Origin of the sequence: Eubacterium ramulus ATCC 29099 (genome assembly GCF_000469345.1) — a bacterium.
GTDB lineage: Bacteria > Bacillota > Clostridia > Lachnospirales > Lachnospiraceae > Eubacterium_I > Eubacterium_I ramulus.
On record NZ_KI271185.1, the window covers coordinates 5,058 to 26,826 of the forward strand.

20 protein-coding genes and 6 tRNA genes are annotated in these 21,769 nt (G+C 39.0%); 2 read left to right on the plus strand and 24 right to left on the minus strand.

The features are described from left to right. Positions 1-4,386: beta strand repeat-containing protein (locus tag HMPREF0373_RS14180; RefSeq protein WP_044964728.1), on the minus strand; the 4,386-nt coding region annotated here is incomplete at its 3' end. Positions 4,387-4,564: 178 nt separating this feature from the next. Then, a complete protein-coding gene (locus HMPREF0373_RS14185) occupies positions 4,565-5,383 on the minus strand; it encodes a hypothetical protein (RefSeq protein WP_021740465.1) in 819 nt (272 codons plus the stop codon). A 448-nt stretch (positions 5,384-5,831) separates the two neighbouring features. On the opposite strand from HMPREF0373_RS14185, the gene HMPREF0373_RS16835 reads away from it, so the two are divergent. After that, a complete protein-coding gene (locus HMPREF0373_RS16835; RefSeq protein ID WP_021740467.1) occupies positions 5,832-6,008 on the plus strand; it encodes a hypothetical protein in 177 nt (58 codons plus the stop codon). Between the two features lie 80 nt (positions 6,009-6,088). Here the strand turns inward: HMPREF0373_RS16835 and HMPREF0373_RS14190 are convergent. From HMPREF0373_RS14190 to dcm, 22 genes are all read right to left on the minus strand, one after another. Continuing rightward, positions 6,089-6,161: transfer RNA gene (locus HMPREF0373_RS14190), tRNA-Lys, on the minus strand. A 16-nt stretch (positions 6,162-6,177) separates the two neighbouring features. Next, positions 6,178-6,249: transfer RNA gene (locus HMPREF0373_RS14195), tRNA-Gln, on the minus strand. A 30-nt stretch (positions 6,250-6,279) separates the two neighbouring features. After that, a tRNA-His gene (locus tag HMPREF0373_RS14200) sits at positions 6,280-6,353 on the minus strand. 42 nt (positions 6,354-6,395) lie between these two features. Next, a tRNA-Arg gene (locus HMPREF0373_RS14205) sits at positions 6,396-6,469 on the minus strand. A gap of 27 nt (positions 6,470-6,496) precedes the next feature. Then, positions 6,497-6,567 (minus strand) — tRNA-Gly (locus HMPREF0373_RS14210). A gap of 7 nt (positions 6,568-6,574) precedes the next feature. Beyond that, positions 6,575-6,649 (minus strand) — tRNA-Pro (locus HMPREF0373_RS14215). 244 nt (positions 6,650-6,893) lie between these two features. Beyond that, entirely contained in the window at positions 6,894-7,379 is a 486-nt protein-coding gene (locus HMPREF0373_RS14220) for a metallophosphoesterase family protein (RefSeq protein ID WP_021740468.1), read from the minus strand. Positions 7,380-7,463: 84 nt separating this feature from the next. Then, positions 7,464-8,072 carry an XTP/dITP diphosphatase gene (locus tag HMPREF0373_RS14225; RefSeq protein ID WP_044964730.1) on the minus strand — a complete coding sequence of 203 codons (609 nt, stop codon included), beginning with the start codon at positions 8,070-8,072 and terminating at the stop codon, positions 7,464-7,466. 83 nt (positions 8,073-8,155) lie between these two features. Then, a complete protein-coding gene (locus HMPREF0373_RS14230) occupies positions 8,156-9,313 on the minus strand; it encodes a THUMP domain-containing class I SAM-dependent RNA methyltransferase (protein WP_021740470.1) in 1,158 nt (385 codons plus the stop codon). Between the two features lie 36 nt (positions 9,314-9,349). After that, a complete protein-coding gene (locus tag HMPREF0373_RS14235; RefSeq protein ID WP_021740471.1) occupies positions 9,350-9,718 on the minus strand; it encodes a rhodanese-like domain-containing protein in 369 nt (122 codons plus the stop codon). 163 nt (positions 9,719-9,881) lie between these two features. After that, the gene (locus HMPREF0373_RS14240) at positions 9,882-10,076 is read right to left on the minus strand and encodes a hypothetical protein (RefSeq protein WP_021740473.1); all 195 of its coding nucleotides are present in this window, start codon (positions 10,074-10,076) and stop codon (positions 9,882-9,884) included. A 530-nt stretch (positions 10,077-10,606) separates the two neighbouring features. Next, entirely contained in the window at positions 10,607-11,023 is a 417-nt protein-coding gene (locus HMPREF0373_RS14245; RefSeq protein WP_021740474.1) for an HAAS signaling domain-containing protein, read from the minus strand. Positions 11,024-11,146: 123 nt separating this feature from the next. Then, a complete protein-coding gene (locus HMPREF0373_RS14250; RefSeq protein ID WP_021740475.1) occupies positions 11,147-11,662 on the minus strand; it encodes a hypothetical protein in 516 nt (171 codons plus the stop codon). A 413-nt stretch (positions 11,663-12,075) separates the two neighbouring features. Then, positions 12,076-13,434 carry a M20 family metallopeptidase gene (locus tag HMPREF0373_RS14255; RefSeq protein ID WP_021740476.1) on the minus strand — a complete coding sequence of 453 codons (1,359 nt, stop codon included), beginning with the start codon at positions 13,432-13,434 and terminating at the stop codon, positions 12,076-12,078. An 11-nt stretch (positions 13,435-13,445) separates the two neighbouring features. Beyond that, positions 13,446-13,586 carry a hypothetical protein gene (locus HMPREF0373_RS16840; RefSeq protein ID WP_021740477.1) on the minus strand — a complete coding sequence of 47 codons (141 nt, stop codon included), beginning with the start codon at positions 13,584-13,586 and terminating at the stop codon, positions 13,446-13,448. A 53-nt stretch (positions 13,587-13,639) separates the two neighbouring features. Continuing rightward, entirely contained in the window at positions 13,640-13,897 is a 258-nt protein-coding gene (locus HMPREF0373_RS14260; protein WP_022035446.1) for a hypothetical protein, read from the minus strand. Positions 13,898-14,049: 152 nt separating this feature from the next. Further along, positions 14,050-14,625, minus strand: coding sequence for an NUDIX hydrolase (locus tag HMPREF0373_RS14265; protein WP_021740479.1), 576 nt, complete (start codon positions 14,623-14,625; stop codon positions 14,050-14,052). An 18-nt stretch (positions 14,626-14,643) separates the two neighbouring features. Further along, positions 14,644-15,789, minus strand: a complete 1,146-nt coding sequence (locus tag HMPREF0373_RS14270) for a hypothetical protein (protein WP_147597903.1) — start codon at positions 15,787-15,789, stop codon at positions 14,644-14,646. Positions 15,790-16,282: 493 nt separating this feature from the next. Further along, a complete protein-coding gene (locus tag HMPREF0373_RS14275) occupies positions 16,283-17,275 on the minus strand; it encodes a hypothetical protein (RefSeq protein WP_147597904.1) in 993 nt (330 codons plus the stop codon). Between the two features lie 101 nt (positions 17,276-17,376). Next, positions 17,377-18,534: a hypothetical protein gene (locus HMPREF0373_RS14280; protein WP_021740482.1), complete on the minus strand. Its 1,158-nt coding sequence runs from the start codon at positions 18,532-18,534 to the stop codon at positions 17,377-17,379. A 147-nt stretch (positions 18,535-18,681) separates the two neighbouring features. Beyond that, positions 18,682-19,650, minus strand: coding sequence for an NgoBV family restriction endonuclease (locus HMPREF0373_RS14285; protein ID WP_021740483.1), 969 nt, complete (start codon positions 19,648-19,650; stop codon positions 18,682-18,684). Further along, positions 19,622-21,121 carry a DNA (cytosine-5-)-methyltransferase gene (gene dcm / locus HMPREF0373_RS14290; RefSeq protein WP_021740484.1) on the minus strand — a complete coding sequence of 500 codons (1,500 nt, stop codon included), beginning with the start codon at positions 21,119-21,121 and terminating at the stop codon, positions 19,622-19,624. The genes HMPREF0373_RS14285 and dcm overlap by 29 nt, the downstream gene beginning before the upstream one ends. Before the next feature lie 170 nt (positions 21,122-21,291). Between dcm and HMPREF0373_RS14295 the strand changes: the two genes are divergently transcribed. Further along, positions 21,292-21,750 carry a very short patch repair endonuclease gene (locus HMPREF0373_RS14295; protein ID WP_081695281.1) on the plus strand — a complete coding sequence of 153 codons (459 nt, stop codon included), beginning with the start codon at positions 21,292-21,294 and terminating at the stop codon, positions 21,748-21,750. Positions 21,751-21,769 lie beyond the last annotated feature (19 nt).

Here is a 21,769-nt window from a genome sequence, read left to right on the forward strand (position 1 = left end):
CTGACCGTTCTGTACATACCACCAGCCATACTGGTTCTGTACAAGTCCGTTGTGTGTGAAATCAACTTTACCGTTTTCTACATACCACCAGCCGTACTCATTCTGAGCAAGTCCGGAGATACCGTAAGCAATTTCACCCTCAAGGTAGTAGTACCATGTACCATCTTCTGCCTGAGCAAGTCCTGTGTATGCAGGAGTCTCATCCGGCTGATCAGATACTGTAATGTTCTCGTATGTTTTGCCGGCTTCCAGTTTGATTGCTTTGCCGTTTGCATCTTTTGCGGAACCGTATGTTACAGTTGCGCCGTCTGCAATGGTCAGTTTTGTGATGATAGAGGTACCATCAGCTACCCATGTACCACCTTTTTCTACGTTTACAACTACATCGTTGCCGCCGTTGTAGTAAGGTGTGTTCATTACATGACCGATCTGGTTGTAATCAGCTTCTTTGATCGATGTGTTCTGTGTCTTGCCGCCATCCGTTGTATGTTTGATGGTTGTAGCACTGATTGCACCTGTTACGGAAGCGCCATCCTCGATGTTAACCGTCAGCTTGTTCGCTGCTCCGTAGTAACCGGATCCGTTGTAAATATTACCCTGCAGATCTTTATCTGCGATGTTTAATACAGAAGTATTTGTTCTCTCAGATTTGTTTGCCTCACTCATCCAGCCTTCTGCCTCAGAATACTCAGCATCGCTGAATACAGGACCTGCATATCCTTCCGGGAAGGAAATACCTTTTGCTGCTGCATCTTCGTTATCGATGATCTGGTAAACAACACCGTTCTCTGTTCCGTTGAGTTCTTTCTCTGCCTGAGCATTTACATCTGTTGCTGCATTTACAGTAACGTCTGCACCAAGATTTACCGTAGAGTCTGCGCTCTTAATCAGGAATGCTGCTGATTTTGTATTCATTGTTGTAGCATCGTTTACATTAACAGTAGCCTGCCCCCAGATATCTACACCGAAGTTTTCGGAATTGATAACGGTTTCTCTTGTCTCAGATGCTGTTACTTTATTGTAATCGATGATGGACTGTGTATTGTCTTTCCATACAGCTTTCTGTGTTGTGATCTCCTGCCCTTTTGTTGTAGCACCCATTGTGATAGTATTGTTATCGCCGTTTGCTGCGATGGTCAGGTAAGTCGGTACGTCAAAGGTTGATCCAAGGAAATATTCCTGGGCGTTACCGATTGCATATGTACCGTATCCACTTGCATCCTTGGATGTAGTATCCATAGTGATGTTACTGTTAATTGCATACAGATATGGATTGCTTCCGGAGTCTGTGGATAATGCGCCCCAGCTCTTAGCATATACATCAGAATCCTGAACGATCATAGTAGATCCTTTACCAAGCATATTGGTTGCACGGGAGTTTCCTACAACACCAAGTACCCATGGCGGAGATACCATCTTAACTGTATCCGCTGTATTCTTAAATCCATCGTACAGTGTACCACCGTTTACAGAGATTTCCTGTGTTTTGGAATTGCCATCACCCTTGATGAGAACATCACCACCGTTATCTACTGCTACAGCCGGTCTTGCTACACCATAAGTTGTGATGGATCCTCCATTGGAAAGATCAATATCTGTCTTATAAGTTGCATTTGTATTGGTTGTTCCACCCATCTGGCCGTTTGCATCAGCACCACCGCCAGTTGTTACAGAATCACCGTAAATATTAACTGCAGTACCGTATCCAACGAAGTCGTTGACATCTGCACTACCGTCAGAGTTATTTTTGCCGTTTGCATTACCAACTACGATCACCGGATTATCCAGTGTTGCGTCTGCTTTGTTTACAACAACCGGGTTGAAGTTCTTTGATGTGGATGTTAATACCAGATCAGATAATGTGTTTCCTGTTAATTTACCACCAACACCCGCTGTTCCGATTGCAGCACCGCTGTTCTCACCGATCTGGATACCTGTACGATAATCTGTGTAGGTATAGTTGCTGTTCCATACAGAACCGTAGCCTTCTTTATGGGATAATGTGTAAACTTTTACTGCTTTTTTCGCTTTAACAGCTGTCTTTGCGTCGGAAAGTGAAAGTTCTTTATATCCGTTGCCGTCTTTCATTGTGAAAGTGATGTTGCTGTCATATGCGATCTTGCTTCCGTCTGCTGTTGTAATCAGATTGCTGTTGCTGATACTCTTTACAGTTGTTCCGCTTGTTGCTGCAGTTACTGTGATATTCTCATAAGTATTTCCTGCTTTCAGCTGAATTGCCTGTCCATCTGCGTCGACAGCTGTACCATATGCAACACTTGCACCATCTGCAATGGTCAGTTTTGTGATGATAGAGGTACCATCAGCTACCCATGTACCACCTTTTTCTACATTTACGATTACATCGTTAGAACCGTTGTAGGAAGGTTTATTCATTACATGACCAATCTGATCATAATCAGCTTCTTTGATAGATGTATTCTGCGTCTTACCACCATCTGTTGTATGTTTGATGGTTGTTGCACTGATCGCACCTGTTATAGATGCACCATTTTTAATGTTGACTGTCAGTTCCTGACCATCCCCATAGTAACCAGATCCATTGTAGATGTTACCTTTCAGATCATCGTCAGAGATATTTAATACAGATGTAGTTTTCTGAGCCGCTCCACCCGGTGCTCCATCCGGTGCTCCGCCTGGCTGTCCGTCCGGTGCTTCACCCATGTCTCCGCCTGGTGCTCCGCCCGGCTGCTGTCCACCCTGATCACCGGATGCTGTACTTGCTTCTAACCAGCCTTCTGCCTCAGAATACTCAGCGTCACTGAACACAGGTCCTGCATAGCCTTCCGGGAAGGAGATTCCGGCTGCTGCTGAATCTTCGTTATCAATGATCTGGTATACAACACCATAAGATGTTCCGTTTAATTTGCTCTCTGCTTTTGCATTTGCATCAATAGAAGCATCAATGGTTGCATCTTTGCTGATATTTACAACAGAAGATGCACTCTTGATCAGAAACGCTGCCGATGTTGTATGGAACTCTGTTGCATCATTTACATTAACAGTTGCCTGACCCCAGATATCTACACCAAAGTTCTCGGAGTTTACAACGGTTTCTCTTGTCTCAGATGCGGTAACTGTACCATAGTCAATGATAGACTGTACATTGTCTTTCCATACTGCTTTCTGTGTTGTGATTTTCTGACCTTTCTTTGTAGCACCCAGTGTGATGTTGTTGTTATCACCGTTTGCTGCAATCGTCAGGTAAGTCGGTACATTGAACGTAGATCCAAGGAAATATTCCTGTGCGTTACCAATTGCATATGTACCATAACCACTTGCATCATCCGATGTAGTATCCATGCTGATGTTACTGTTGATGGCATACAGGAACGGATTGCTTCCGGAATCTGTGGATAATGCACCCCAGCTCTTAGCATATACGTCTGCATCCTGAACTACCATCGTAGATCCTTTGCCAAGCATGTTGGTTGCACGGGAGTTTCCTACAACTCCAAGTACCCATGGCGGTGATACCATTTTTACAGTATCTGCTGTATTTTTAAATCCATCGTAAAGAGTACCGCCGTTTACGGAGATTTCCTGTGTCTTGTCGTTTCCATCACCTTTGATGATAACGTCACCACCATTGTCTACCGCTACTGCCGGTCTCGCTACACCATAAGTTGTAATGGAGCCGCCCTCTGTCATATCAATGATTGTTTTATATGTAGCATTTGTCTCTGTCGTTCCACCCATCTGGCCGTTTGCATCAGCACCACCGCCTGTTGTTACAGAATCACCGTAAATATTAACGGCTGTACCATAACCTACGAAGTCATTAATGTCATTTCTTCCCTCAGAATTATCCTTGCCATCTGCATTACCTGCAACAATGGTTGCTCCTTTGATGGTTGCGTCAGATTTGTTGACTACGATCGGGTTAAAGTTTTTCGATGTGGAAACAAGGTTGAAATCCTCCAGCAATGTTCCTGTTAATTTACCACCAACGCCTTCGGTTCCGATTGCCACGTCACTGTCCTCACCGATCTGAACACCGGTACGGTAGTTTGTGTAATCATAACTCTCTGACCATACAGAACCATAGCCTTCTGCATGAGCTTTGGTGTAAACTTTTACTTCCTGTCCGTCCTTTACAGCAGTTTTTGCATCAGCAAGTGAAAGTTCGGAGTAACTTCCATCACTGTTTTTGGTTGTGAACGTTACACTGCTATCATAAGTTAATGACTTTCCATCATAAGTTTTGATGGTATTCTTACCAATGTAAGTTACACTGTTTGCAGCTTTTCCATCTGCGGCAAATGCCTGCGTTGACACTGCCGGAGCTGCCAGCATAATCGCCATTGCTACCGCGCTGACTGCGGATACTGCTTTTCGCATGAATTTTTTCATACTTCTGCTTTTCATATTTTCCTCCTCCACTTCTCTAGTGATTAACTGGTGCATTCATCATACATGTTATAGAACGAGTAGACAATGAAACTTTTTGGGATAAAAGTACCATTTTTTGTGTTTTTTCACATTTTAAACACATTTTTTATCCTTTTGTTTCTTTTCTAAATAGTTTGTCTACCCGTTCTTCCATTTACAAATCCATCGGAATCAGTGTCGCGATTGTCGTGCCATCTCCGGACAATTCCAGATTTCCGCCATTTTCTGCATATTCATAGCTGAATTCACGTTCAAAGGCATTTAAAGTCACTTTGTTTCCATCCAGGCTATAATTTTCTTCCAGAATCAGATAAAAACTTCCATCTGCATGAAACTCATAACGGTATACATCAGAACCATACACTGTATAAATCCCCTCAAACGGTTCCATTGCAGCAATCCCATCTGTTCCATCCATTAGATTCATTGCCACCTGCGTCTCTGCCTCTTTTCCGGAATAGGTGGTCCGGATCATCAGCTGACCATCTTCTTCATCAATAATGTAATTCGTAGGATTCTCCTGCACATCAAATTGCATGGATATCATATCCTCATCCGTACCATCCGTGCTGGCATCATGGGAAAAAGAATAGGTTCCCTTCTGCACGTAATAACAGGTACCCTCACCGTCAAAATAATAAAAAACACCATCCGCATCCTTCAGTCGGTATCGCCCGTAAGGCTGCTCCAAGCTGCCGGCCGCCGCATTTGCTCTCGTCTCATAAGAAGCATCATGTATATAACCTTCTGCATCTGCTCCGGTCAGATCGTGAGAAGGTTCTTTCTCCTCTTCCTGATCCGCAGGTGCATCAGTTTGACTATTATCTGCTTTCTGTGTAGTCTCTGCAGGAGAAGATTCCTCCGCTGCTACAGAACTGTCTGCATGCTGATTTCCGTTTGAAGCACCGCATCCTGTCACACTCAATACCATGCTCAGTACCACTATACTGAGTACATATTTAAATTTACTCATTTCCCTGTTCCTCCTTTATTCGCATTCTGTTTTCAGATCCTTCTGCCCTAACCGTTTCTTCCGAAAATGTCATTCCAATTCCACTTCACCTGATGCCATTTTCTCACACTTCTCTCCTTCCCTAAAGGCAACTTTTTTAGAAAAAAGTACCATTTTTTTTGATATCTGCGCTGAGAAAAAGAAAAAATCGAATAGGAGGGGATTTAATAAATCCCCGACCTCTCACACCATCGTGCGTACCGTTCGGTTCACGCGGTTCAATCAACTTAACAAGTAACACTCCTTTCGGCGTAGTAATCTAACATTGAGACTAATCCAAATTGAGTTATCCCCACTTGCTTTTTTTACATAATACACGCCCCCTTCCTATCTTTTCTTTCTCTTTCATAACAAATCGCTTTGTATTCTTTATGTACTCGGCGAAGAATATAGGAAATTGTGAAAATATATGGAAAAATTTTCCAAAAAATTCAGTCGTTTCACATTTGATATTCCTTGTGGGAAAATGTGGAAAGTTTTGTGTAAAAACACGTTTTTCAGAAAAGAAAAAACCAGCAAACCCTTGAGTTTACTGGCTTTAAGTGAGCGTGCCGGGGCGCTAGAGGTCTGGGAGACCTCTGTTTAGCGCCGACCGTAGCGGAGCGTAGACCGAACCTTGGTTCGAACCTCGGCACAAAAAAAGAACGCTACTGCGTTCTTTAAGAGTGAGCGTGCCGGGGTTCGAACCCGGGACAACTTGATTAAAAGTCAAGTGCTCTACCAACTGAGCTACACACCCATATGAATTTATTGAACTGGGCTAGCTGGATTCGAACCAGCGAATGCAGCAGTCAAAGTGCTGTGCCTTACCGCTTGGCGATAGCCCATTATTTACAACCAAGCAGGAGTGATTTTAAGGTGGATAAAGGGATTCGAACCCTTGGCCTCCAGAGCCACAATCTGGCGCGCTAACCAACTGCGCTATACCCACCATGTCCAAATTTCTTTGGGTATCAGGCAAAACTCCTGACAATGTGCTCGAAGGGATTCGAACCCCCGACCCACGGCTTAGAAGGCCGTTGCTCTATCCAGCTGAGCTACGAACACACATTGTTATGAGATTTTTCATAACAGAGCGGGTGATGGGAATCGAACCCACGTATCCAGCTTGGAAGGCTGGTGTTCTACCATTGAACTACACCCGCATATAAGTCGGGGTGACAGGATTCGAACCTGCGACCTCCTGGTCCCAAACCAGGCGCTCTAGCCAAGCTGAGCCACACCCCGTATTTTTCTTTCGCATCCGCTTCTGTATTACCCGCGACGCAAGAATTATTATATGGCAAACATCGTATTTTGTCAACAACTTTTTTTATTTTTTTTTTAAAACTTTTTTCACACCCACAAAGCCTTTATTTTGCGGCTTTGCGGGTATTTTAGACATATAAAAATCAAAGTATTTCAAAAAAATTTACAAAACTCAAGTTAATAATTATCGTTTTTGACAGTATCTATGGACCAATATTATCTGCTATTCATCCAGATAACGGATCTCGAATGTCGGCTTTTTCCCGTTTTCTTTTTCCATAACAATATAAGAACGCTGCCGCCCTTTTTGTCGCGGATAAGACAGGCTTCCCGGATTCAGCAAGATAAGATCCTCATCTTCCTCTAACATCGGCCGATGAGTATGTCCAAACATCACTGCATCCACGCCCCGTTCAAGTCCCTCTTCCCAAATACGCTGATACCCCATGGATACACCATACATATGACCATGCGTGATCAATGCGCGGAAATCATCGATAAATACGATTTTTTCATCCGGCAGATCAGAAAAGAAGTCATTGTTTCCGGAAACAATATCAATCGGACATTCTGCTAAATCAGCAATATAATCTTCGTATCCTTCTGCATCACCCAGATGGATCAGCCGCTGAAACGGAAATTCCCGCTGGATAGCCTCCTCAATCCCTGCATGTCTTCCATGTGTATCACTCACAATCAAAACTTTCATATATGCTCCATTCTACAACTTTTGCTCAATCTATTCAAGAATGCCCTCGGCATTCTTGTTGCTCACCATCTGCAAAGGGGAGAGTCATCTCACATCTGATATATACTGCTTTAATTCCTCACGCATCGCCCGAAGAGCGTTACCACGATGACTTCTTGCATTTTTCTCTTCCGGTGATAATTCCGCTGTAGAGCAGTTCAGATCCGGTACATAAAAAATCGGATCATAGCCAAATCCATTTTCTCCCGCCGGTTTATCTCCGATATACCCTTCAATGGTTCCACGTACTACAATCGGCTCATGTCCCGGAACAACAGCTGCAATGGCACAGACAAAACGTGCGGTACGTTTTTCCCTCGGTACGCCTTGCAGGCGATCCAGAAGCATCTGATTCTTAATGTCATAAGAAGTATCTTCCCCTGCATAGCGAGCGGAATAGATGCCCGGCTCTTTGTTCAAATAATCAATCTCCAGTCCGGAATCATCCGCCAGTACAATATCATTGCACTGTGCTGCCACTGCTTTTGCTTTGATCAATGCATTTTCTTCAAAGGTTGTTCCATCTTCCACGATATCCAGATCAATGCCGGCTTCTTTCATAGAAAGGATTTCCCAGCCAAGATCTCCCAGAATTTCATGGATTTCACGTATCTTATTTTTATTTCCTGTTGCAAATATAATTCTCTGTTTCATTCTGCCTGTCCTTCTTTTCTGTCGTAACTTCTGTATCATGCCGTGTTCATCCCTTTTTCCACACGCAAAAAAGCAATTATTTTCTACGCTTCCGGCCGTTTCTTCTTTGGCGGTTTCGGACCAATGTACTGATACAGATTGGTCCGCAACATACCATTATAAATTTTCCGTTTCTTGTCTGCTTTCTTACCAATACAACGTTCCGTATCTTCATAAGAAGTAATCAGATATTCTGACCAGCTGTCCAGACCGGCAAATGCTTCCCCAATCTCACGATACAGCTTCGGCAGTGCTTCCTTTTCCTCTAAACGCTCGCCATAAGGCGGATTGGTAATGACAAAACCATATTTTTTCGGATTCTTCAATTCACTCACCGGACGCTGTTGAAAATGGATCAGATGATCCACACCGGCACGCTTTGCATTATCACGGGCTGCACGGATAATCTCCCCGTCAATGTCATATCCCTGGATATTTGTCTCAATATCAGTAGTTACCAGCTCTTTTGCTTCCTCAAAGCTGTCATTCCACAGCTGCATCGGAACCAGATTGTTCCATGTCTGAGCCAGAAATGTCCGTGACATGCCCGGTGCGATATTTGCAGCGATCATCGCCGCCTCGATAGGAATCGTTCCACTTCCGCAAAACGGGTCCACCAGAATGCGGTCAGCTTTCCATGGTGTCAGCATGATCATAGCTGCTGCCAGTGTTTCTGTGATCGGTGCTTTGCTGCTCAACACACGATATCCACGCTTATGCAGAGATTCTCCGGAAGAATCAATTCCGATGGTCACTTCATCTTTATTCAAAAATACACGCAACGGGTAAGAAGAACCTGTCTCTTCAAACCAATTCACACCGTAGTGCTGCTTCAATCGTTCTACAATTGCTTTTTTTACAATAGACTGAATATCAGATGGACTAAACAGCTTGCTTTTTACAGAAGATGCCTTTGTCACCCAGAACTTTGCATCCACCGGCAGATAATTCTCCCATGGAATTGCTTTTACTGCTTCAAATAATTCATCAAAAGTCTCTGCATGGAACTCTCCAACCTTTAAAAGTACACGCTCCGTTGTCCGCAAATGAATATTTGCCCGGCAGATTGTCTCCATGTCACCTTCATATGTAACCCTGCCATCTTCTACTTTGACAATATCATATCCCAGATCATAAATTTCCCGTTTAAGAATTGCCTCCATACCGAAATGACAGGGCGAAATAAATTGCTGTAATTCCATCACTTTTCTCCTGCTATCTTTTGTTATTTGTAAATATTATAATCGTTTCTTATTTATGCTGTCAATATAACTCTTCTCCTCGTGTAATACTTTCCCCTTGTACAGTTGCAGTTCACACGCACGATACGCATCGATACCGCCTGCGACTGAACAGATCCGGTATCCACGTTTTACATACCGGCATCCTTCCTGAATGCTTGTATTACCATACTGGCAGTAAAAAATCACCAGTCTGCTTTTTGGAACCTGCTCCATAAATAATTCCAGTTCCTCCAATGGCACATTCTGTGCTTCCGGTATATGCCACTGGCGGTAAGCCTTTGGATTCCGCAGATCGACTAGCATGGCATTCCACCTGCGCCGATATTCACTGATTTCTTTCGAGCTGATCAGACATAATCCCATATCTCCTTTCCCCTTTCTATTTTTATGCTATAAAACTCGATTTATTTTCGTCAATGAACGAAAAAAAGGCAGACCGTCATGCAGCCCGCCTTTTCTCTGCTTTCTAACCGCCTTCGGTTATTTTATCATATGCCTTTTTTCAGCAGTTTGTACCTTGTCCTGACTAACGGCAGTTCCTGTTTGCATTAGAAGAATTCTTGCCACAGTTTTCGGAATAATTCGTACTGTTCTTGTTCTGAGATTTATTCTGAGCCTTATTCTGCCCCTTGTCAGTTGCCTTATCTGCCTCATTTTTGGCGTATCCATTTGTGTAGTCAGCATTTTTGTAATCATTTTCAGACATATATTTTTTTGCCATTGTATGATTCCTCCTGTTTTGTTTTTACAGGTGTAGTATGCTAACTTTTTCTTTTTCTATTCATGGAAAAATTTGCCTGAAATTTAAGTGAATTTCGCAGAAAAAGTTTGTTAAATTATTTGCAATTTCTTATCAAATGCTATATAATTCAAATTGAAAAGAATCTTCCCTTCAATATTCTTTTCAATTATACCCCTTATTAATTATTTATACTCCCCTTAAAATGACCAATGTTTCCCATTGGTCATTTTATTTTTCATTTTGTTATTTTATTAACATTTTGTAAAGCGGACATTCGCAATCCACTTTCGCTACTTGCTCATGAACGCAGTTGCTTTGCGACCTGTCAGTGGGAGCTTTTAACTCCCACTGACATAAGCATCCCCCTTACCCACCGCTTAGTGCTCTACGCACTTGAAGCGGGGGAATGCTTATTCTGCGTTCAATTTCTCGCTTATACACTATTTTCTATTTTTTAGTCATCATATGACATTTCATTCTATAAAAGCCACCAGATATTTTTTTCGATTTTAATGCATGATTTCTGATATCAGAATAGAAATTCCAAGAACTGCTCCTAAAATAATCAGTGTTCCATACCATGTATTTAGTTTTAGTTTTCCAATCCGGACATCCCATCCTTCATTTTCAATAAATTCTGCATGAAATCCATGTTCCGGATTCTGTACATTGGCATTGATCTCATCCGCGGTCATATTCCCAATGTTTTCCCGCTGCTGCTGTCTTTCCAGCTTCTCATAATGTTCTACGATCATATCCGCAACTTTTTCCGGATCTCCAAGTTTGCGCATAACCTGTTCCATTGTCTTGCCGCCTGCCAGCTGTTCCTGAATATAATCCTCATAAATATGCATCTGATCCGTAATCTGCTCATCACTCAGCCGTCCTTCCAGCTGCAGTTTCAAAATGTATAAAAAATCGTCCAATTTCTCTTCCTCTTTCTATTTCACTTTATCGCTTTGTTTGATATCTGTCAGCAAGTCTTGCAAAATATTTTCCTGATATCCGCACAGTCCTCTATTTTTCATCACTTTTGCTGTTGTTTTATATTACGTATCCACTTCGATATAATATAAGGTATCCGTATCCACATCATAAAGCGCAATTGAAAAATTAAGGGATGCCCGCTCCATGATCTGTGCATCGCTGTGCTGCATTTCTGATTCAGCCTGACGATCCACAAAATAATAATAACCGTTCTGAATCTGCGGCAGCTGCTCCTCAGAAAAATCAACACATGGACCAATTTCTGTTATAGATAACCCGGTATCATAAACTACGCCGTAAAGCAATGCTTCTAAGTTGTCCGTCATTGGCAATTCTTTCCAGTCAGGATCTGTCAAAATCTGTTCTAATATAGAATTATCATCAAACTTCCAGACTGTCAACGACTGTCCATCTCCATGAAAGCCACCATGCGTATCTATATTTTCAATCATTACCCCCTGCGCCAGTGCAACCTGTAAAGTCTGTGACATATTCGCCGTACTGAACTGATTTGCCAGCTGTCGACTGCCAGATATGCCCAAAAGCAAGGACAGTATTACTAAAATAAAAGCTCTCATCCCCTGTTTCCCCTTTCAGATTTCTAAAAATGTACAGACAAAACTTCTTCCCAACAGCGATTATTTTCTTTCACTTTTCCTCATCACCTGTAATAATGGAAGAAATCTTAGGCTGAAATTGTATTTTTCTTATAAATCATCTACATTATAGAAAATACAACTTAGATTTCATAAAGGAGAAAACTTAATTTTTCTTTAATTTTCAAAATATTCTGTCATTGGCACAAGTTTACATAATCATCAAACCGTTCTAATTGTTCCGTAAAATCGTTCATTCGCAATCCTCTTTACTACTGGTTCTTTAAGTCAAACACACATGAAACTTGGAGCGTGATTCCGGGAAGCGTATGTCAGCTTACGCTTCTCACAATCACTGCACATCTATACTTCGTTTGGCCGGTGCAAAACCATGCTCAAATTGCCAGCAGATTTTTAATAGCTTCCATATAAATCAGAACCGCTTCTTCCATTTCAGATACCAGAATAAATTCGTCAGCGCTGTGAATATGATAATCTATATCCAGTTTTTCCGGTCCAAACGCAATGATATTTTTCAGAGATTTTGCATAGGTTCCACCACCGATCACCATCGGTTCATGCTCTGTATCCCCTGTCACATCCACATATGCTTTGTACAGCGCTTCTACCAGTGGGGATTCCCGCGGGAAAAACAACGGATCACCGATTTCTTCTATCTCAATTCGACCATTTTCATCTTCTAATTTTCCTTCGCACATTTTGCGCACATCTGCCTCTTGTAAAGTAACCGGCACACGGATGTCAATGCTGCAGGAAATCACACCATTCTCTGTTTTTACAATTCCATTACAGAACGTCAGGTTGCCGTAGGCATCCTCACATTTCAAACCAACTCCGGCTCCATCACAGGAAGTTCCAAGGTGTGTATTATAGAATTTTACAAAATCATCTTCAAATCCGGCTTTTTCCAGACACTCAAATGTCACACCAGCTGCATTGATACCAAGTGCCGGTGTACTGGCATGCGCCGGAACACCTTTTGCATAAATTTCAATCTGACCATTCTCTTCCGTTACTTGATACTCCTGAAGCTTTGTATCAGCAAGTGCTGCTTCCAATTTTTCTTTCAGACCGATGTCTGCCGGGATCACGGTTGTACAACTATCGCACACCGCATTGGATACAAAGCCGCCATTCATAGAAATAATTTTGGTATGTTTTGAATATGCCATCATGGACATATGGCCCTTTTCACCATGGATACATGGGAAATTCGCATCCGGTGTAAAACCGCAGGATAACTCTTCGGCAACTTTATTATAATGTTCCATACATTTAGAACCGGTCTCCTCATTACAGCCCATGATCAGACGTACGCGTTTATTCAGCTTAACTCCGGAATCACGCAGCAATTTCATTGCATAAAGTGCCTCGATCACCGGACCTTTATCGTCTGTCGTTCCACGACCATACACATAATCCCCCTTACGCGTCAGCACAAAAGGATCATAACTCCAGTCTCCACCTACCGGTACAATATCCAGATGCCCTGCAATTCCTACAATTTCCTCGCCTTCGCCCATTTCCGCATAGCCACAATAGTTATCCAGATTTACAGTATAAAACCCGAGTTCTTCCGCTATTTTTAATCCTACACTGAGCACTTCAGCCGGTCCTTCTCCAAATGGCTTCCCTTCTTCCGGTGTGCCAAGTTGGGAATCAACCGCTACCAGCTTTCCTAAGTTTTCAATCATCTCTTCTGATAATACATGAATTTGTTCTTTGATATCCATAGTTCCTCCTACTATTTCAAAACTACGTTTGAATTTTTCCCTTTAGCAAAACAGACATTTGCAACCCGCTTTTGCTGCTTGCTCATATAATAATTTCCTGCAGAATTTTTTTCACTAATCTGCATTTTATTTTTATAAATTAAAATAATCATTTTGCTCTGCGCTTCTTACGTCTGATGCAAAGCAGTATTTATAACATAAAGTTTTATGCATCAAAATCTACTTCAAATGTGCCTTCCGGGGTGCGCATTGTCAGGATTCCAAGATTAAAATCCTCGTCACGGATTGTAATATGGTATTCAAAAATCACATCTTCCTCAAATTTTGATAAAAGGAGATATATGCCATTCTCCTTGCCCTCAATCTGATCACAGATATCATTGTATACCGCTTCCCCGGAAATCTCTCTCGGATAACCTGACTCCTTTATTTTTTGCTCAATCAATTCATATAATTCGTTCATACTTATCCTCTTTTCTATCTGTTTTTCCAAAACTACTTTTTGGTCAGCATACATTTTTCGTTTGTTACAATTGCAATTATATTGAAGTACAGAAATATTATGCTATATGCAAAACAGAGATTTGTAACATACTTTCACTACTTTCTTATTTCTTATAAATACAGTTGCTTGGCTTTCTCTATCAGTTTCGTATATACATGTTCCACGAACCACGGCTCCGTAGATTTTGCCAATGCCTCTTCCGGTGCAAACCATGCCACACCACTATTTTCATCTGCCTTTATCGAAACTGCTTCTTCTGAATCAGCTTCCAATAAATATGTCACATTAAAATGCAGGTGACTTGATACGTATTTTCCATTTTTCCAATGCCCGTCTACCGTAAGCGATTCTAAAGAAAAAATATCCTCAGACACTGGAAGCACATTAGAAATACCAGCCTCTTCTTTTACTTCGCGAATTGCCACGGATAACAGATCTGTCTCACCATCTGCATGACCGCCTAACCATGACCAGGAATTATAAATATTATGATATACCATCAGTACTTTACTTCTGTCCGCATTTACCACCCAGGCAGATGCTGTTATATGTGCCACGGTATTTTCACGCAAAAATGCATTGTTATTATTTTTTATCCACTCCAGAATGAGCGATTTATCCATTTCTTCCTGCACGTTATATGGCTGATATTGCTCGATACTGGCAATCAGCTTCTGTTGTGTCATAATATGATCCTTCCTTTTTTATCTGTACTCATCTATCTTAAATCCACAAGCTTCAAATGCAGCTTTTGAGTTCTGTTCCAGTTTCAGCATTCTTCCTTCAGAATACGCAATACTTTGATATTTTTCACTGCCAAAGAACGCTTCTTCCTTTGTCGTCAGCTCTGGATTTTTGTCTAACAACAGGTCTGTATACCACTGTTGCATAATGATCGTCTGTGGCTCACCATTTATCTCCAACATGATTTTTACATCATCATTTGTCACGGTTGATGTATAACGAACACCGTTATACATCACATCATAATTCCAGGAAGCCGCATTATAATCTTCCAGACCATTAAATACAAACCAGTAACCCTCATCCAGATTATATTTATCCAGACATTTTGCCACAGTCTCAGGAGACACGGTTAATTCAATCGTATCGCTGCCATTGTTTGCCTCTTTCACAGCAGTTTGAAGCGCAGATTTTTTACCAGCAAGTTCCTGCAAATAAGATTCCGCATAAATACTTTCATAGGTTGTCTCCAGACTCCATGTAAATTTATACCATTTTTCATCCTCGCCGTCTACCTCTACCAGCTCGTAATCCGGCTTATAAGCAAAAAGATCATTCAAAATCTCATCGTCAAATACTTTTCGAAATACTGGTGCTGTATCACCTAATGCAGTTCCATTCTCATCTATACATGGTGCGCCAACAAATGCTACCGGCTCCATTGCACCATCTTCAGTTACATTATCGAATACTCCTTCATTTCTGGCAGTATCTAAATCAATGGCACCTGCAATACCGCATAGTGAAGCCATCAATTGCTGCAACACTGTTTCTTTATCTCTATCGTCACACACATTCTGATTTGTGTAATTTTCTGTATTAATATATGTCTCATTACCATCGGAATCCGTTGTTGCTTCCAAGTTATCTGCAGTTACATACAATTCTTTTGCATCTATGATTCGATACTCCGCCTGAATGTAATCTATCTGATCTTCCTTTTGTTCCGCTTTGGGACTATTTGTATTATTTGAAGTATCTGTTTCACTAATTGATCCCGCAGATACATTATCTTTATCGTTTGCTTTATCTGAATTTCCACATGCTGTCAGACTAACTACAGCCATTGCTACACATAATAAAATTGCCACCATTCTCTTTTTCAAATTTTTGTCCCCCCTCCACAGAAATATACCTGCCCTCTATATTGTAACCCAATACACTGTTTTTTTATCTTTTTAATTTCCTATTTCTTATCATCATTTATATTCTAACATACGCATTCTAAAAATGCTATCTCGCTTATTATTAAGCAGTAACAATATGTATTATTTCTATTCTAATAACTGATGTTTCAAAGCATCTATGCTCTTTACCCAAGTAACTGTCAATAAACTACTGAACGTTTAAAGCATTTTATTGTAAAAAATTAGTATCATTTTCGTATCAAAAAAAGGACTCCCATTTCTGGAAGTCCTTAATTTATGCTTATTCGTGATTACTCGATGATTGTAGCAACACGTCCTGATCCTACAGTACGTCCACCTTCACGATATCAGACCGGTGTATTGCGGTGTGCAAATGGTGATTTTTCGTGTGATTTGTGTGGGAAAATCCGGATTTTCCGTTGTGTCCGTGTGGTTTTGGGAAATTTTGTTATCATGGTGTTATCACTGCATTTTTTATCAACAAATTTTTTACTTCCTGATATAAATCGTATAAGTGCAGTAAAGACATATCTAAAATAGGTTCAAACATAAATGAATTTAAATGGATATTCTCTGGTGTCAACATAGCAACTTGCTCCAGAATTTCCATTGCATTATCATTTATATTTTTTTTATATTCTTTATACAGCCAAGCACTCTGATTCCTTTTTTGGTATATATCGTTTATAATAGCTGTTCCATTTGTTACTTTACTAGATATTTTTTGAATCATATATTCATCAGATTTGAGTCTGATTGCCATAGATAATATAAGCTTGCTTTCTATCTCCAGTTTTTCAACAGGCACAATTGCATCTGCTTCTTTGATAATAATATCATATATATGATCCGTTTCTCTATTTTTAGCGAAATTTACATTTGAACTTTTACACCAATATTGATTATATATTTTTTCAATCTCGCCTAGTTCAATAGTTGTTGTATCCGGTTTATAATGTAACAGACTTGTCAGTTTAAGATATTCTGGATTCGAATCTCCCTCCGTATACTCTATTAAATTTCTAACAAATGGTATCGATGCAACAACTATATTATCTTTATTTCCTTTTGCAATCTCATCTTTATAATATCCAAATAAATTTCTAGTATACTGTCCTTTTTCAAAATTTATCTTTCCTCCATCAGTATATGCAATATATGAATTTCCCCGTTTAGTAATACGTGAAGCAACTGTTCGGTAAAAATCAAAATTATGAGTAAGTAAGATTACTTTGAATACTTTTTCTCCCTGCGAACTAGTATACTCGGCGATATCACTGATATATTCTATTATTGCATGCTTATTTTTATAATCAAAAGACTCTGATATATCATCTAAAATAACAAGTTTTTCTCGCCCATCTTTTTGAGCAACCAAAATTTGAAATATTAGGTTCAAGATGTAATATGCTCTCTTTTCCCCTGTGCTCAAAACATCTAACAAATCTTCCTTCGAAACTTCTTTAGACCCCCTATTATCCTCAAAGATATATTTAAAACTTGGCAAATCTAAATTTAATATAACATCCTCTTGATTCGCCGGTTCTATTGAGAATGGAACAAAAATCTTTTTTTAAATAAATCCAACGCCCTATTCCAATCAGTTGTTTCACTTTTCGCTTTATCTCTTAATTGTTTTAAATCATTTTGCGCCTTATCATAATACTCCAGCAAATCATGTAATTCTGCTTGATATATGTCAAAAACTTTTACCCATACTTTCTTTTTGAATTTATCAATGTCTCGATATTCTGCAACTACATCCGGATGCTGTTGTAAATATGCATTAAATGCTTGTGTGTCTTTATTTTTACTAATAGCCTTATTAATTTTTTCAAATAAGTCTTTTAATTCCTTAGTATTTAACACCTGTTCTTTTTCTTTTTTTATTAACTCATTCAATTCACCCTGCGTTCTCAGCGTTACTGATGTACTTCCATCTTTTGCAACAAGTCGAATTTCATTTTTTGCCCCAAAAAATCCATTATTCCCCAAAGAGTCACTTATATTAGCATAATTATTATGATCTATTACACCTTTTTGCATATATAGAGATTTTTCTAACAGTTCGCTATACTTCTTCTCGTACTCTTCAATCAGTTCAGAAGTTTTTCCGGAAGTAACCATAGAATATACTTTGGAATTGAATAACGTATTATAATCCAATTCCTCTTCCTTTAGAGAACATTGTAATTCCGAATTATTTAATTTATTTTCTATCTCTTTTAGGCACAAAAATAAATCTTTCTTCGTATATCCCCAATCATTTAACATACTACTTTCTGCATCAAAACTACTTCTACTCGAATATTTTAATGAGGCTTTTATTTTTCCGAACATTGCTTCTCTGCTTTGGTCAATACTTTTATAAATTTGTATATATTGCCTTCTTAATGTTTCGTTTGCCATCAATGTTCCTTGATTTTCATATGCATTTTCATCAAATGGGTTAATAACCATTATTGACTCTGGGCTAATTGCTGTTGAAGTCTCATCTGTAATTGAATATTTACTTTTGCAACCATAAACTTTTTCTTCTACGGTTTTTCCATCTCTAATTGCTTCAAATGTTTTAGCAAATGAAGACTTCATCGTTCCGTTTGGAGCATAAATAACTGCCACATTATTTTTAGAAAAATCAATATCCTGTTGAATTTTTTGAATTCCGTAACAATTTTCCATTTCCAGCTTTAATGTATTCATGCAACCCCTCCATTTCTATATTTTTCGCACGAATTGTTAGCACTTCATCTTGTTGAGTGCTATTTTTTCTTTATTATAATCTGGACACATTTTCTTGTCAATTCTAAAAAATGGACAATCCATCTTAGACTGTCCATTCTTTCTATCTTACCCTTCCAATTCATCAATTTTAGCTTGCGCTTTATTTATTTTTTCTTTAGCCTTTTCCGCATTCTTTTTTTGCTTTTCTATATCATCCTGTATTTTACCAACTTTACCCACATTATTTTTTTCTTGCTCTACATGCAATTTTTGATGATACAGTTGTATTCTCTCTTTAATTTTCTCATACTGATCTGTTGCCTTTGCCAAATCACTTTTTGCTTTTTCTAACTTCCTAACAGATTTTAAATCATATTTATCTTTTATCTCAGACCATCTCGGAATACTAAGATCAATCCCCGTTTCCTGCTTATAACTTCTCAAAAAAGCAGCTTTCCAAGTTCCTGCGTTATTATGTGTCTTAGGATTTTGAAAAACTGCCTCTTCTATAGCTGAAATGAAATCTTCAAGTGATTCAAAAACTGTATAGTCTGTTCTTGCTGTATCCTCCGCATACCAAATTCCTGGCCTTATTTTATGTACAACATTATCTTTGATTTGTAAATTAATAGGCCAATCTTCCATTCTTCTTGTAATTTCCCAAACCTTTTTAAGCCATACATCTTTTATTGTAACAACTCCATCGTCATTCATATCATATCCAAAAATCAAGTAATCCACATTTAACATATATGGTTTATTGATTATTTCTTCTTCATACATTCTAAAATCAGCAATATCAAATCCTGGTCCACGATTTCGGTTAAAGGCTTTTACTTCCAACAAATTTTTGGTTTTATCATCTGGATTTAAGAAAAAATCTGGTGGCATCTGAGTATTTTCACTTGGAGCATACTCTATTCCTCTCTTATCCAGCCAACCTTGCAACCATTCCTGCATGATATTTCCCACAACATCTCTCTGCTTTACAATAATGTTCACATCACCTAAATAAAATTTTATCTGTCCTTCTAACTGTAAAATTCCATCTTCATTTACCAATTTATCATATACTTCTTGTGCTGTTAATCTCATGTACTTTCCCCTTTCTACATTTTTCCCCGATTCTTTTTGATATAGCTTTTATAACAGGAACACAGACTGTATTTCCTAATAAATCAAATGCCTCTTTTTCATTCACAATAGATAAATCATATTCTTCTGGATATCCGCAAAGTCTCTGTCCCTCACGTATTGTTAATCTTCGAAGGCCTCCATTATCAATTATTCCTAACTTAGAAACATCCATTGCTACTAAAGTTGGTGCGAGTTCATTAGGATCTAATATTTTTGAAAATTCAAATGACAATTTACCTGCAACAATATTATATCCTTTTTTCTTTGTTTCGTCTGGTATCCGTCTTCCCTCTTCCAATTTTCTCGGATATTCGTATGTCAAATATCCTTTCTTTTTTAAATCCTTTAACATCGTATGCAATTCTGGATTATCATAAAAAGTTTTAATTTGCTTTTCTGTTAAAGGCATTCCGTCCATCCAGTCAATTCCTATCTCCTCTGCCCATTTCTTTTTTCTCCGTTCCCTTAACATCAAATTCAGTAATGTTCTCTCTTCTTTACTTGTAGAACCTTTTAATTCAATTTCCCATGAATGTATGTTATTTTCTCCTCCCCTTTTATCTTTAATGGATTTTCCAACAACTTCTTCCGGTGTATAATTTTTAAATAATTTCTTCGTGAAATTGCTCTCTACTGTAGGCAATCCATGTTCTAACACTTCTCCAAGCGTAACTGTTTTCTTTTCAAAATTATCCAAATTAATTTTTGCATCTAACATACCAACAATATACACTCTTTTTCTACTTTGCGGTAAACCAAAATATTGTGAATCTATAAGTTTATAATTTACATTATATCCCAATTTTTGTAGGTGATCCACAATTACTGCTAATGTATTACCTCCATCATGATTTACCAATCCCTCAACATTCTCTAACAAAAACCCTTTTGCAGCCTTACCTGCATCCATTTTCTCCTTTAAAATTCTTTCAATTTCAAAGAACATCGTCCCCCTTGTATCAGCAAATCCCAAGCCTTTTCCTGCTGAACTAAATGGCTGACATGGAAATCCTGCTAAAAGAAAATCAAAATCCGGTATCGTATCTGTCTCTATCTGTGTTATATCCCCATATACCTTTTCATTTCCAAAGTACCCCTGATACGCTTTAATTGCATATTTTTTAATTTCAGATGAAAAAACACATTTTGCTTCAAGTCCTACTTCACGCAAGCCTTCTTCAAATCCAAGTCTAATACCACCTAATCCAGCAAACAAATCGATAAATCGAATTGTGCTATCAAAGGATTCTTTTTCTTCTTGAATTCTTTTTGCAATAAGGTTTGCACACTTTTCTGAGAATGAAGCTCCTACTCCATAATAATTTATTTCTTCTTGTAATTCTGGTGTTAAATAAACTTTAAAACCAACCTTTTTTTCTTTCAATGACACGGATTTTCTTCCAGCATTAACCCTTTTTCCGCCTTGCATATTAGTCCTCCATAACAAATATAAACGTTATTTTTATTATATCAATTACATTTGATTTTTCAACCCTTAAAATTCATTTTTCAAGGAACCAAAAATATGTATTTTAAAACTCCTTATTGAAAAAAAGAAACTCCCCTGATAAAATCAATCAATAAAGGTAGGTGATAGTATTGACCCGCACATCCGCTACTGTTTCAAACAATATGCGTAAGATCCACAGTAAAGATACTTCCATAGAACTATTGCTCCGAAAAGCTCTATGGCACAAAGGTTATCGCTATCGAAAAAATTATAAAGCTCTCCCTGGTTCTCCTGATATTGTTCTTACCAAATATAAAATTGCTATTTTTTGCGATAGTGAATTTTTTCACGGAAAGGATTGGGAGATTCTCAAACTTCGGCTTGAAAAAGGAAAAAATCCAGATTTTTGGATCAAAAAAATCGAGCGAAATCGTAATCGTGATTATGAAAATGATAAAAAGCTTCTATTCCTAGGCTATACTGTTCTTCACTTTTGGGGGCAAGATATTTCCAAACATACAGATGAATGTTTACAAGCCATTGAAGAAGCCATTTGGGATACAAAATTTTCTGATACAACCACTGACTATGATATATCTGAAGAATAACCCCTCCTATACATGAGGC

Coding starts and splice junctions, on each gene's coding strand:
- HMPREF0373_RS14255 (WP_021740476.1), bottom strand. CDS start 13,434: ATGGATATCAAAGAACAAATTCATGTATTATCAGAAGAGATGATTGAA.
- HMPREF0373_RS14240 (WP_021740473.1), bottom strand. CDS start 10,076: ATGGCAAAAAAATATATGTCTGAAAATGATTACAAAAATGCTGACTAC.
- HMPREF0373_RS14185 (WP_021740465.1), bottom strand. CDS start 5,383: ATGAGTAAATTTAAATATGTACTCAGTATAGTGGTACTGAGCATGGTA.
- HMPREF0373_RS16835 (WP_021740467.1), top strand. CDS start 5,832: ATGGAAAAATTTTCCAAAAAATTCAGTCGTTTCACATTTGATATTCCT.
- HMPREF0373_RS16840 (WP_021740477.1), bottom strand. CDS start 13,586: ATGATTATTTTAATTTATAAAAATAAAATGCAGATTAGTGAAAAAAAT.
- HMPREF0373_RS14280 (WP_021740482.1), bottom strand. CDS start 18,534: ATGAATACATTAAAGCTGGAAATGGAAAATTGTTACGGAATTCAAAAA.
- HMPREF0373_RS14230 (WP_021740470.1), bottom strand. CDS start 9,313: ATGGAATTACAGCAATTTATTTCGCCCTGTCATTTCGGTATGGAGGCA.
- dcm (WP_021740484.1), bottom strand. CDS start 21,121: ATGCAAGGCGGAAAAAGGGTTAATGCTGGAAGAAAATCCGTGTCATTG.
- HMPREF0373_RS14260 (WP_022035446.1), bottom strand. CDS start 13,897: ATGAACGAATTATATGAATTGATTGAGCAAAAAATAAAGGAGTCAGGT.
- HMPREF0373_RS14265 (WP_021740479.1), bottom strand. CDS start 14,625: ATGACACAACAGAAGCTGATTGCCAGTATCGAGCAATATCAGCCATAT.
- HMPREF0373_RS14220 (WP_021740468.1), bottom strand. CDS start 7,379: ATGAAAGTTTTGATTGTGAGTGATACACATGGAAGACATGCAGGGATT.
- HMPREF0373_RS14285 (WP_021740483.1), bottom strand. CDS start 19,650: ATGAGATTAACAGCACAAGAAGTATATGATAAATTGGTAAATGAAGAT.
- HMPREF0373_RS14225 (WP_044964730.1), bottom strand. CDS start 8,072: ATGAAACAGAGAATTATATTTGCAACAGGAAATAAAAATAAGATACGT.
- HMPREF0373_RS14235 (WP_021740471.1), bottom strand. CDS start 9,718: ATGGGATTATGTCTGATCAGCTCGAAAGAAATCAGTGAATATCGGCGC.
- HMPREF0373_RS14250 (WP_021740475.1), bottom strand. CDS start 11,662: ATGAGAGCTTTTATTTTAGTAATACTGTCCTTGCTTTTGGGCATATCT.